At 44.8% G+C, this 12,721-nt stretch carries 11 protein-coding genes; 8 read left to right on the top strand and 3 right to left on the bottom strand.

The genetic code is table 11. From position 1 onward, the window contains the following. Window positions 1-64: 64 nt before the first annotated feature. The gene (putA, locus tag JJQ94_RS19115; RefSeq protein WP_099030185.1) at window positions 65-3,868 is read right to left on the bottom strand and encodes a bifunctional proline dehydrogenase/L-glutamate gamma-semialdehyde dehydrogenase PutA; all 3,804 of its coding nucleotides are present in this window, start codon (window positions 3,866-3,868) and stop codon (window positions 65-67) included. A gap of 406 nt (window positions 3,869-4,274) precedes the next feature. Between putA and JJQ94_RS19110 the strand changes: the two genes are divergently transcribed. Genes JJQ94_RS19110 through JJQ94_RS19095 form a run of 4 tightly spaced genes read left to right on the top strand, consistent with a single transcriptional unit; the run spans window position 4,275 to window position 6,595 of the window. After that, entirely contained in the window at window positions 4,275-4,763 is a 489-nt protein-coding gene (locus tag JJQ94_RS19110; protein WP_010371968.1) for a winged helix-turn-helix transcriptional regulator, read from the top strand. 27 nt (window positions 4,764-4,790) lie between these two features. Continuing rightward, window positions 4,791-5,537 carry an SDR family oxidoreductase gene (locus JJQ94_RS19105; protein WP_069018979.1) on the top strand — a complete coding sequence of 249 codons (747 nt, stop codon included), beginning with the start codon at window positions 4,791-4,793 and terminating at the stop codon, window positions 5,535-5,537. Window positions 5,538-5,543: 6 nt separating this feature from the next. Further along, window positions 5,544-5,993 carry an adenylyltransferase/cytidyltransferase family protein gene (locus JJQ94_RS19100; RefSeq protein WP_010371961.1) on the top strand — a complete coding sequence of 150 codons (450 nt, stop codon included), beginning with the start codon at window positions 5,544-5,546 and terminating at the stop codon, window positions 5,991-5,993. After that, window positions 5,990-6,595: an SDR family NAD(P)-dependent oxidoreductase gene (locus JJQ94_RS19095; RefSeq protein ID WP_099030186.1), complete on the top strand. Its 606-nt coding sequence runs from the start codon at window positions 5,990-5,992 to the stop codon at window positions 6,593-6,595. The genes JJQ94_RS19100 and JJQ94_RS19095 overlap by 4 nt, the downstream gene beginning before the upstream one ends. Before the next feature lie 9 nt (window positions 6,596-6,604). Here JJQ94_RS19095 and JJQ94_RS19090 read toward each other — a convergent pair whose 3' ends face one another. Together JJQ94_RS19090 and JJQ94_RS19085 are read right to left on the bottom strand one after the other, a co-directional pair. Beyond that, complete coding sequence (locus JJQ94_RS19090; protein ID WP_099030187.1) at window positions 6,605-7,222, bottom strand: GNAT family N-acetyltransferase; 618 nt, start codon at window positions 7,220-7,222, stop codon at window positions 6,605-6,607. Next, on the bottom strand, window positions 7,206-7,433 hold the full coding sequence (locus tag JJQ94_RS19085; RefSeq protein ID WP_045990715.1) for a helix-turn-helix domain-containing protein: 228 nt from the start codon (window positions 7,431-7,433) through the stop codon (window positions 7,206-7,208). Before JJQ94_RS19085 ends, JJQ94_RS19090 begins: the two co-directional genes overlap by 17 nt. A gap of 392 nt (window positions 7,434-7,825) precedes the next feature. On the opposite strand from JJQ94_RS19085, the gene JJQ94_RS19080 reads away from it, so the two are divergent. The 4 genes from JJQ94_RS19080 to JJQ94_RS19065 all read left to right on the top strand — a co-directional run bounded on the left by JJQ94_RS19080 (window position 7,826) and on the right by JJQ94_RS19065 (window position 11,846). Then, on the top strand, window positions 7,826-8,137 hold the full coding sequence (locus tag JJQ94_RS19080; RefSeq protein WP_099030188.1) for a 2Fe-2S iron-sulfur cluster-binding protein: 312 nt from the start codon (window positions 7,826-7,828) through the stop codon (window positions 8,135-8,137). Window positions 8,138-8,141: 4 nt separating this feature from the next. Further along, window positions 8,142-9,548, top strand: a complete 1,407-nt coding sequence (locus JJQ94_RS19075) for an FAD/NAD(P)-dependent oxidoreductase (protein ID WP_099030204.1) — start codon at window positions 8,142-8,144, stop codon at window positions 9,546-9,548. Continuing rightward, a complete protein-coding gene (locus tag JJQ94_RS19070) occupies window positions 9,535-10,740 on the top strand; it encodes an NAD(P)/FAD-dependent oxidoreductase (protein WP_099030189.1) in 1,206 nt (401 codons plus the stop codon). Before JJQ94_RS19075 ends, JJQ94_RS19070 begins: the two co-directional genes overlap by 14 nt. 71 nt (window positions 10,741-10,811) lie before the next feature. Continuing rightward, window positions 10,812-11,846, top strand: a complete 1,035-nt coding sequence (locus tag JJQ94_RS19065) for a S66 family peptidase (RefSeq protein ID WP_099030190.1) — start codon at window positions 10,812-10,814, stop codon at window positions 11,844-11,846. The last annotated feature ends 875 nt before the right edge of the window (window positions 11,847-12,721 follow it).

Genomic DNA, 12,721 nt, shown 5'->3' with positions numbered 1-12,721 from the left:
AAGCCAGCTTACGCTGGCTTCGTTCAATAAAATCGCTATGTCTAGCATAGCGACTTATATTCTCTTACTCTTCGTCTTCAACAAGCGTCATCAGTGAAGTGTTACCACCAGAAGCTGTGGTGTCGATACTGATGGTTTTCTCAGTCACAAGACGATTGATAAGCGTATCGTAGTACTCTGCACTGATCACAGGCAGGATAGCACCTTTACGCTCTGCAAGTTGCTGTGAGAAGTAACCAAGGCGTGAAGAGCGCGCAGCCACAACAGCACCTGCAAGGTGAGGGTGTGCCAAAATCGCTTGTAGCTGGTTTTGCTTCGCTACTTGGAATACGCCTTCAGCAACGCCAGTTGAGATAAACTTATCTCTAAACGCCAATGCTTCTTCATAGAATAAGTCAGAGGCTACCGTGATCACTGTGTTACCTGCAGCAAGTGCTGTGATAATTGAAATCGCCCAGAAGTTGAACGAAGTACTCTTATCGGCATATACCACTACACAACCACGCGCTTCTAAGTGCAGCGTGTTCGATTCACCAGTTGGTCCTGGTAGCGTTGTGTAAGTACGCATACGCTTTTCTAAGCGGTTTAGCTGAGCACGCGCATCAGAAAGCGTTAATGACAAATCATCCGCCAGCTCATCAATGATGTCAACTGTTGCCACTTTTGCAAGTAGCTGACGCACTGCCGAAACACGGTCATTAAGCGCAGTACGACGCCAGATCTTCTCATCACGCTTAGAGTTTTGCATCAGTTTTTCAACTTGCTCAACGGCACCTGGGAAGTGGTGGATCTCTAGCTCATCAGGCGTCAGATCTGTCATTTGTACGTTGTCTGGTGACGCTTTTTCTTTCACAAGGCGAAGTAGGTAGTTTGGACCACCTGCTTTTGGACCTGTACCAGATAGGCCACGACCACCAAATGGCTGAACACCAACGATCGCACCAATCATGTTACGGTTCACGTATACGTTACCCGCACGCGACATCTTAGCTAGGTATTCGCAGCGCTCTTCGATACGTGAATGAACACCCATCGTTAGACCGTAGCCTGTACCATTGATTTGATCGATCACATTATCAAGTTGATCTGCTTTGAAGCGTATAACGTGGACTACCGGACCGAATACTTCACGCTTAAGCACGGATAGATCAGAAATCTCATATAGGCGCGGAGCGAAGAAGTAAGCGCCGTTCTCACTGTTATCAGGGATCTTAGCTTCGAATAGTAGCTTGCCGTTCGACTTCATGTAATCAACGTGCTTAGTCAAAGTGGTCAGCGCTTTTTCGTCGATTACTGGGCCTACGTCTGTAGATAGTAGCGATGGGTCGCCGATATGTAGCTCTTTAAGCGCGCCTTGGATCATTTCAATGATACCATCAGCAACATCTTCTTGTAAGAACAACACACGAAGTGCTGAACAGCGTTGACCGGCACTTTGGAAACCTGATGAAATAACATCGTCAACCACTTGCTCTGGTAATGCTGTTGAGTCAACGATCATACAGTTTTGACCACCAGTTTCTGCGATCAGAGGAACCTGAATATCGTTACGCTCGGCAAGAATTTGCGAGATAAGCGTACCTGTCTCTGTTGAACCTGTGAACATAACCGCTTGGATACGCTCGTCAGGCACGATGTGTTTACCCACTTCGCTACCGCGTGCGATAACCGGTTGTACTACGTGCTCTGGTAAACCAACAGTATGCATTAGTTCGATACAACGCAGTGCAATCATACTGGTTTGTTCAGCTGGCTTTGCAATAACGGTATTACCCGTCACGATAGCAGCAGCTACCTGACCTAAGAAGATCGCAAGCGGGAAGTTCCACGGGCTGATACATAAAATCACGCCACGAGCTTCAAAGCGCTCATCTTTAGAAAGCTCTTCTGCACGTGCTGCATAGTAGCGACAGAAGTCAACGGCTTCACGTACTTCATCGATGCTGTCTTGGGTTACTTTACCTGCTTCTTTAATACAGATAGCAACGAGTTCGTCATGGTGACGCTCAAGGATGTCAGCAGTACGGCGTAGTAGGTTTGCACGCTCTTCAACAGAGGTTTGAGACCAACTTTCAAAAGCCGCATCAGCATTGGCAAGCACGCTTTGCATATGTGCTTCATCGTGTAAAGGCACAGATCCAATCACTTGTTTGTGGTTCGCAGGGTTACGAACAGCAAGGTGACCTTCTGGTACTTGGCTTTCATCGATTAGGTGTTCGTTAAACCAGTTGTCTAGGTTTTCTTTAAACGGTGTTAAATCGTTGATGTCCGTTAGGTCTTTACCTTTTGAGTTTGGACGCTCATCGCCATAAAGCTCGATAGGTAGCTTAATCTGCGTATTGTAACGGTTACGTAGGCCTTGTAGTGTTTCTACAGGATCAGGAAGTAGTGACTCAACAGGCTTAGTGGTATCCACAATCGCATTTACGAATGATGAGTTTGCACCATTTTCAAGTAGACGACGTACCAGATAAGCAAGTAGGTCTTCGTGCTGACCAACTGGCGCATACACACGACACTGAATTCCTTCGTTTTCAACGATTTGGTCGTAAAGTGATTCGCCCATACCGTGTAAACGTTGGAATTCGAACCCTTTGTTATCGCCTTTGGCCACTTCTAGAATGGTTGCTGCGGTATAAGCATTATGCGTCGCAAACTGCGGGAATAGCACATCGCGTGCTTCAAGGAGCTTAATAGCACACGCTTTATAAGAAACGTCAGTCGTTGCTTTACGAGTGAACACAGGGAAGTGCTCAAGACCATCTTGTTGAGTGGTTTTGATTTCTGTATCCCAGTAAGCACCTTTAACTAGACGCACCATCAGTTTGCGGCCTACGCGACGAGCAAGTTCAGCCACCCATTCAACAACGAAAATGGCACGTTTTTGATATGCTTGTACTGCAAGACCAAAACCATTCCAGTCGCCAAGCGCATCGTCTGAGAATACCGCTTCGATGACATCTAGTGAGATATCTAAACGGTCCGCTTCTTCCGCATCAACAGTGAAACCGATATCGTATTCTTTCGCAGCAATCGCAAGTTCTTTTAGCTTAGGTACAAGCTCGTCCATCACGCGGTCGCGATGTGTGAATTCGTAGCGCGGGTGAATAGCTGAAAGCTTCACTGAGATACCTGGGCTCTTAATTGGGCCACGGCCTTTCGCAGCTTTACCGATCGCGTGAATAGCGGTCATATAGCTTTGGAAGTAACGATCTGCATCTTTCATCGTACGTGCGCCTTCACCTAGCATGTCGTACGAATATACATAGCCTTTTTGTTCTTTATCCGCGGCACGATCGATAGCATCTTGAATGGTTTCACCCATTACAAACTGCTTACCCATGATCTTCATTGCATAGTTAACGGATTTACGGATAACTGGCTCACCAAGACGACCAATTGTACGCTTTAGCACGCCAAATTGTTCTTCTTTATTCTTGTCTGAATAGTTAACCATTTTACCGGTAACGAGTAGACCCCAGCTTGAAGCGTTAACAAATAACGAGTCGCTGCTGCCTAAGTGTGAACTCCAGTCGCCTTTTGCGAGCTTGTCGCGGATCAGGCTTTCTTGTGTTGCTTTGTCTGGTACACGAAGTAAAGCTTCGGCCAAACACATCAGTACCACGCCTTCTTCGGTAGAAAGAGAGAATTCATTTAAAAGCGCGTCTACACCGTTTTGACCATCTTGATCTCTACGAATGTTCAATACCATTTGACGTGCACGTTCCCATGCTCGGCTTCGAGCTGTAACGCCTACCTCAGCTAAAGGTAAAATATGATCAATTACTGCGTTCTCATCGATGCGGTAAAAATCACGGATCTTTTGTCGGATAGGACAGTTAGTTGTCAAATCGCCGTTATAAAGCATAAGCAACCCTCAAAAATTGGAGTCAAAAATACATGTAATTCGCGCCTGCCTATGGAATCACACACCTTAATGTGCAGATTACAAAACTACATCTGAACTGATGCCAAACTAAGCAACCAAAGGTTGAAAGTGTAGTTTAATTTGTATAGGAAGCCTCAATTACGACAAAATGATGCAGTCACATTGCTAACCATAACACACCCATTTGGGGGTTCAAATTTTAGCCAGAATGCATAATTTAAATGTTCGAACAAAGCCGCGTTAAAGACTGAAATAAGCCGCTTTGCCCTTTATCGTTAATTTCGCGGGCATTCTATCGAAAAGACAGCAGAATATGCTGTTTTATTTTCAAGGAATACGGTAAATTTGCGGGTAATCTCAAACCCTCACAAAATTTTATGCTGATATGACGACTTCCATTAAAACTCGGGTATTAGATCGCATCGATTTAGCAATCTTAGACGCGCTCCAGCGCAATGGTCGGATCTCTAATGTAAACTTGGCGAAAGAGGTAAACTTGAGTCCGAGTCCTTGTCTCGACCGAGTAAAAAAACTCGAGTCGGAGGGGTATATCGAAGGGTATACGGCAAGATTAAATGCCGCAAAACTTGGCCAGCATTTGGTTGCGCATGTGGAAATCACCTTAAAAAGCTCGACCGAAGCGGTATTTGAGGTGTTTAAACAGCATATTGTAAAAATCCCCAACGTCGTTTCTTGTGATATGGTAGCTGGTGGCTTTGATTATTTAGTTAAGATCCGAGTCCAGGATATGCGTCAATATCGTGAGGTATTAGGTCAAATTGTTGAAATACCTGGAGTTGGTACAAATCATACCTATATGGTGATAGAACACGTCAAAGAAGACATGGGTGTTGAAGTGCTGAACTATCAGTAATTGTTGGCCCAATTTAAGGAATAATAGATGCAAAAAGTGGTACTTATCACCGGTGCGAGCCGTGGGATTGGTGCGGCAACGGCTCAACTGCTGGGACAACAAGGATTTACTGTTGTTATAAATTACAAGCAGAATGTGCAAGCCGCAGAAACGGTTGCTGATACCATCCTAAGTAATAATGGTAAAGCGCATTTGTTACAAGCAGATGTCACAGATGAAAAATCTGTAGAGGCAATGTTTGACAAGATAAAGACCGATATTGGCATAGTTACGCATTTGGTTAACAACGCGGGCGTGCTGAACGTGCAGACTCGAGTTGAACACATGACTGCAGCGCGAATCAACAATATGCTTACTAATAATGTTACGCCGTATTTTATTTGTGCTCGCGAAGCAATTAAACACATGCGTTTGAGTGCCAATCCAGCTCAGTGCGCAATAGTGAATGTATCGTCGGCAGCTTCTTATTTAGGTGGGGCTAATGAGTATGTTGACTACGCGGCTGCAAAAGGTGCAATAGACAGCTTCACTAAAGGTTTATCTCTGGAATTAGCCGCTGAGCAGATCCGCGTGAACTGCGTGAGACCGGGCTGTATTTATACCGATATCCACGGCGACGGTGGCGAACCAAACCGAGTTGATCGTCTAGCCGATTTTTTACCGCTGAAGCGAGGTGGAACCGCAATTGAGGTTGCTAATGCCATCGCTTGGCTTTTGAGTAATGAAGCAAGCTTTGTTACAGGAACTTTTATTGATTTAGCTGGAGGGAAATAGCAATTTATGAAAAATAAAATTGTTTATGTCTCAGGAACATTTGATTTATTTCACAGTAATCATTTAAAAATGATTAGTTATGGCCGAGGTTTAGGAGACACGTTGATCGTTGGTGTGAGCACCGATGAACTTGTTTGTTCTTATAAAAAGCCACCGGCAGTGCCATTTGAAGAGCGTTTGGCGATCATCGAAGGGTTAAGAGACCCAGATCTTGCTATTCCACAACGTACTTTAGATCATCGTGAAACGGTGAAAAATCTAAATATTGATGTGTTCGTGATTGGCGATGATTGGAAGGGAAAATATGATTATCTGAAAGAGCTTGGAGTTCAGGTATTTTACTTTCCTTATGGTGCTGGGGTTAGCTCTAGTAACTTAAAGCAAAAAATCTACGATCAGTATAAAAAGCTGATTGAGCAAAGCGACAATCATCCGATCCCAGAGCCACAGAAATGAAAGTGTTAATAACGGGCGGACAGGGTGGTCTTGCCGTTTATTTAAGCGATGAATTGAAGCGCTTAGGACACGAAGTGGAAGCACCATCGCGCGCGCAGCTTGATGTCTCTAAACCAGCTGAAGTTGAGCGTTTTGTTGACGACAAATCTTATGACTGTGTAATCAATGCGGCAGGAACGCTTTACTCAAGTTTAGTGGCAGACTCTGACCCAAATCTTTGGATCCGTGACATCGAAGTAAACCTAATTGGTACTTATTTAATCTCTCGTGCTGCAATTAAAGCAAACAAAGCGGTACATTTGGTCAATGTGGCGTCGACGGCGGCATTTAACAGTTACAAAGATTGGACGTCTTATTGTGCGGCGAAAGCCGGCGTGGTGACCTTATCTAAAGGTCTTCACAAAGATGGCTACAAAATAACGGTACTGTGTCCCGGGGCAATAGATACTAAGCTGCGCGATGGTCTTACTATCAATAATCCCAATGTGATGAGCATACCACAAGGCGCTGCTCCAATCTTAGAGGCTGTAACTACACCGCAGCACATCGGTAAGTTGTTTTTTTATCGCCTGAATGAAAGTCGTAGCGAGTCGCTTGATTAGACTATTTTGCTAATATTCATTGACATAACGCGCTTGAGCTGCGCGCTCAATACGATTGCGCAAGGTCGGTGCAAGCAATTTGTAATAGTATGTGGTGGCATGGAAGTCACCGCGCGCATCACTGACAAAATGAGGGATTTGCCCTGCGACTTTAAAGCCCAAACTCTGATATAGGATTTCTGCGTCCGAATCCGATTGTGTATCAAGGACGAGTAACGATATCTGCTGCCGTGTAGATTCTTGCTCTATGGCTTGCATCAGCTTTGTTGCCACGCCTTTTCGTCGGCTGTTTGGATGCACTAATAGCTTTTCCACTTCTGCCCGGTGCTGAGCATTATCTTTTGTTGCTGGAGAGAGTTGCACACAACCTGCCATTACCCCATTAAGTTCAGCGATAATAAGCGTCTTTTGCGACTTGATCACAGCATCGAATACTTGCCACCAGTAGTTTTGTATTGCTCTGCTTGAGGAAGAGGGCAAAAAACCGATAGAAGCGCCTAGGTTAATACAGGCTTGCGTCATTGCGCTGAGTTGTTTTACCCAAAGCTGACAATCTAAGCGATTGTATTTCAAGCTAGGCGCCTGAATAATGCGAAGCTGCATAGCGCTATTAGACAAATTGTTCATGCAGTTCCTTATTTATCCGTGCCAGACTTTGCTCAAGCCTTGCCTTTTCATGCATTAATTTTTGCCATCGAGTTTGCTGTTTCTCTTGGGAGCGTCGCAGTGCTTCGTAAAGTGCTCGTTGTGGCACATGATAGGCTTTTGCAGCTTGTGATGGGGTGAGCATATCGTTCATTACTGCATGTACTGCTGTGTCTAGTTTGCCAAGTGTCATTGTGCCTTCTCCTTTACATCTACTGGGTTTGTTGCTGTATCGTGCACAGGCCAGATACTCACATCCAAATGCCAAAGTAAGTACATCGTTTGATATAAAGTGTACATAATTACGCTCCTTTCTTTGTCGTGTTAGTTGATAAGGAAAAACTGTGCCAGAAATTAAAATTATTTAATATCAATAAGATGTGGTTTTTGTTGGTCTGTAAATATGTTCACATTGCACTGTTTTAGTGAGGTGAGTGCAGTATTTGCACCGAATCGAACAGAATTAGCGCGAGAGTGCTTAAAAGTTAATTTGGATCAAATTAAAGTAAATAAAGTAAATAAAGTGTTTATTTTTAATATTTGGATAGTAGGCTTTGTGCGACTTTATTGAAGGAGCATTTTTTCATGTCTGAACTATCCAGAACGCAAGATATTACAGACCCTGAGGGGTTACAGTTCCAAATTCAAATCGACGACATTGCGGTTAACGCATGCGATGGTGAAACCGTGTTGTCTGTATTGCTTGCGGCGAACTACAAGCAAATCATGGAAAGCGATCGAGAGGCCGTATCCGGTGCTTATTGTGGTATGGGCGTTTGTCATTGTTGTCAGATAACAATAAACAAACAACATAAACAAAAGGCTTGCCAAACCTTAGTACAACCTAATATGCAGGTTGAAACTAAACAAAATCGTTTCAAGCAGGTTGGAGTATAGTGTGATGCCTAGTTGTCAAAAAGAAAAAATAGTTATTGTTGGTGCAGGACCTGCAGGCGTTAGCTGTGCAGCTGAGCTGGCTAAATATGGCATTACTAGCACCTTAGTTGATGAAGCACCAAAAATTGGTGGGGTGATCTATCGCGGGCCACTTCGACAAGCGAGCAAGCTTCCTCATTTAGATGAAAATCTTAAACGAGCGATGGCTGCACTAAAGGTACGCTACGAACATCATAAACAAGATATAACGCTACAACTACAAACCAAAGTGCTTGGGCCTGAAGGCGAAAACGGTTTGCTGTTGCAAACACAAAATCAGTTAACACAAATAGATTACACCAAGTTGGTTCTGGCAACTGGTTGTCATGAGCGCAGTGTGCCATTTGAAGGGTGGCAGTTACCTGGTGTGATGTTAATGGGCGGGATGCAACTTCAGCTTAAAAGTGGGTTAGTTCGCCCTGGGAAAAAAGTGGCTTTAGTCGGAACTGGACCATTATTGCCACTGGTTGCTTGCCAGTTACATAAATCTGGTGCACAAGTGGTTGGCGTATATGAAGCGAGTCGCTTTAGTGAACTGGCGAAAGAGACTGTGGCGCTGCTTAATAAACCTAAGCTTACGCTTTCGGGATTGAGTATGTTGGCGTATCTCAAAAAGCATAATATTCCATTCAAGTATGGCTATGGCATTGTGAAAGCAGAAGGCCAAGAAAAACTCTCCAGTGTTACCGTAGCGCCTTACGATGAGCATTGGCATGCGGACTTGTCAAAAGCACAGCATTTAGCCGTGGATAGTCTAGGAGTCGGCTATGGTTTTGTTGCCCGCACCCAGCTTGCCATGCTACTTGGGGTTTCTCATCAGTACACCACCACGAATGGTTATGTGCCTTTATTAGATGACAATTTACGCAGCAGCTTAAATTCAATTTTTGTCTGTGGTGATACCAATGGTTTGCTAGGCGCAGAAGCGGCTATCATTGAAGGAAAAATGGCCGCAACCATGCTTGCCTATGAGCAAGCCTGTTTAAGCGAAACGGCCTTCCACACGCGAATGCGCAAGCTCAAGACTAAGCGTAAGCAAGCACAGAAGTTTAGAGCAGGATTTGACCGTTTCTCGGCGCGACGAGAGGGGCTGCTAGCGTTAACCCAGCCAGATACTGTGGTGTGTCGCTGCGAACAAGTAAAGCGCCAGCAACTCGATTTAGCATTGCAACAAGGTGCAAAAGATTTATCTAGCGTGAAAATGAGAACCCGTATTGGCATGGGAGACTGCCAAGGGAAAATGTGCTCTAGCTATGCACTAGACCGACTGCACGCGGCAGGGCACTTAGATACATTGGGCGTGATAAGGCCAAGATTCCCACTTGACCCAATTCCATTTACTTTACTGGAGAAAAACCATGAAGCAGTATGATGTCATTATCGCAGGTGGCGGTGTAATTGGTGCTGCCTGTGCCTATTTTTTAAGCCGCGATACCAACCTAAAAATCGCGTTAGTGGATTTAAAAAAGCCGGGTAACGCGTCTCGTGCCTCTGCGGGTGGATTATGGGCAATTGGTGAGTCGGTTGGTCTTGGCTGTGGTGTGATCTTCTTCAAAACCTTGTCTAAGCTCCAAAGCGAAGGCGATACCGAAGCTGCAGAAACATTGCGGCCGCATCAATTACCAGAATGCTTTTTTGAACTTGCGCTCAAGTCAAACGAGTTATATCCAGCACTGCATGAAGAAATGCTGACCAGACACGATGTCGACTTTAAGTTTGAACGTACCGGTCTTAAATTCATTATGTACAATCGCGATGATGAAATATATGCAGATAGCATAGTGTCTGGGATCCCTAATTTGTCTTCGCAGATCCGATGGTTAGACCAACAGCAATTACGTGCAGAGGAACCTTACATCACTCCAGATGCGATTGGTGCAATAGATTTTATTTGTGACCATCAGGTAAACCCATACCGATTAGTTGATGCGTATACCGAAGGGGCACGCCAAAATGGTGTTGAATTATTTCTGAATACCGAAGTGCTAGAGGTACTGCGTGAAGGGAATAAGGTGATAGGTGTGAGGACGCAAGAGCAAAGCCTACATTGTGATACCTTAATTAATGCCGCTGGTGCCTGGGCGGATGACATTTACTATCAGGCTACAGGTAAACACATGCCAGTTTACCCGGTTAAGGGTCAAATAGTGCTGTCTGAGCGCATGCCTAAAGTATTAAATGGTTGTATCAGTACCAGTGATTGCTACATTGCACAAAAGGACAACGGCGAGATTTTAATTGGCTCTTCAACGGAGGAAAAAGGCTTCGATACCACCAATAGTCTAGATAAAATCACTGAGTTGTCACAAGGTGCTATGAAGTGTCTACCCATTCTTAAAGAGTCGAGTATTAAACGTTGTTGGGCAGGGCTTAGACCCGGTACACCGGATGAGCTGCCAATTTTGGGCCCCGTTGATGGCGTGGAAGGTTACATTAATGCGTGTGGGCACTTTAGGACGGGGATTTTAATGTCGGCCATTACCGGCACGCTTATTACTGAACTCATGACAGGCAAACCTACCTCTGTTGATTTGGCTCCGTTTTGCGTTGAAAGGTTCGAATAAGTATTTGATTCTGTTGTCTTAATGGGATATATCTAGTTGCTGATGAATATTCCATTAAGGCAAGATAGACGGTGCAATTACGCAAGCCTAAAAAACTAAACCGAGGTGATACCCTTGCGATTGTATCACCTAGCTGGGGTGGCCCAGGTACATTTCCCCATATTTTTGAGCAAGGCTTAGCAAACCTGCGTTCGCTTGGTTTTAATATTGTTGAAATGTCGTCGGCTCGAACGGCCGCAGATGTGCTCTTTTCACAGCCACAATTACGTGCAAAAGATATCAATGATGCCTTTGCCGATCCTAATATAGCCGGGATAATTTCTTCTATTGGTGGTTCAGATTCCGCGCGGATCCTACCTTATTTAGATAAATCCGTTATCTTGAATAACCCTAAGTTTATGATGGGCTATTCTGACTTTTCCACGCTCACCACACTGCTAAGCCAATGGGGATTAGTCACCTTTAACGGCCCATCGGTCATGGCCGGTTTCTCCCAGTACCACAACGCTAGTGCTGAGTATCAAGCCTATTTAGTTCAGGCGCTGCTAGGTGAAGTCCATTATCCAATATTCAAAGCTTATTCTCATGGATATCCGGATTGGGCAATACCAGAAAACGTCGGTAAGCTGCATCCCGCTATTGCGACAAATGGTCCTAAAGTACTGCAAGGTACAGGGCAAGTGGAAGGGCGGCTATTTGGCGGCTGTTTTGAAGTGATGGAGATGCTAAAAGGCACTGAATACTGGCCATCGCCGTCATTTTGGCAAGACAAATTGCTATTTTTAGAAACCTCTGAAGATAAACCCAGTCAAGACTATATTCGCTTTTGGTTACGTAACTATGGCGTAATGGGCGTGTTTGAGAAACTATCCGGCTTAATGATTGGCCGTGCTCGGGATTACAGCGAGCGCGAGATGGCTGCGCTTGATGAGGTGATTTTATCGGTTGTACGTGATGAGTTTGGCTGTGACAGTTTACCCGTAATAACTCGGCTTGACTTTGGCCATACCGATCCGCAGTGGATTTTGCCGTTAGGAATACAGCATCGCTTGGATTTGGATAACTTCAGTCTAGTTGCGATAGAGCCGGTATTTGATTCGTTGTAGTGGTGTGATGAGGGAGACATACTGTGCTGAAAAGTTTTTTGGTGATTGCAGGAAAATTTGCTGCTTTGAGAGAAAAACTAGAACTCGCAGTCAAAACTAATCCCCTTAACCACACCAGAAGAGCATAACTTCTCGGCGGGTGAACCGCCTCCCACAAAACTATTTAGACTGTGGGGTAGGAGGCTGCGCTGATAGTTTTTGCAATGCTTGCAAGCAGCTTAATCATAAAAATTGTAGAAGATCTCACAAGCAACTTATTCCCCCTCTATCACACCCGAAAAGCATAAGCTGATATGCAATGTGCCGACAGGATGTTGGCCAAGTCTTGTCTGGCATAGGGATGTGCCTTACAAGGCGGTTGCACTATATCGGCTTAGGGTTTGAGGATTGAGTGTGATGCTGGGGCGACGTTTTCTTGGTTCGTTCTTTTGCGTCGTTTCAAAAGAATGAACGAGAAGCGCATGGATGCGCTTTGATATTAAACATGGAGGTTTATTTTGCTAACAGCTGATAGCTGATAGCTCGAAATTTATCGTAAAGTCAGCTTGTCCTCCTGTCTGGTTTCGACGCCCATCCATGGGCTACGACTTACTTTTCTTTGATGCCCAAAGAAAAGTATGCAAAAGAAAGGGCACTCCCAACATCACACTGACTCCTCAAGCAAATTGCCAATATGAACGTCACCGCCGTGTAAGGGCCATCCTTGGCCCTGTCACAGCTTTTCACGCATCCATGCGTTGAAATGACTCATTGGCAATTTACTTTCGGGTGTGATGAGGGAGGAAAACGGTGCTGATAGTTTTGTTTGGTGCTTGCAGGCAAATTTGCTGCTTTGAGAGAAAAACTAGAGCTCGCAGTCAAAACCAATCCCCCCT

Source organism: Pseudoalteromonas sp. GCY (assembly GCF_016695175.1).
GTDB lineage: Bacteria > Pseudomonadota > Gammaproteobacteria > Enterobacterales > Alteromonadaceae > Pseudoalteromonas.
This window is presented reverse-complemented; position numbering and strand designations above follow the sequence as displayed.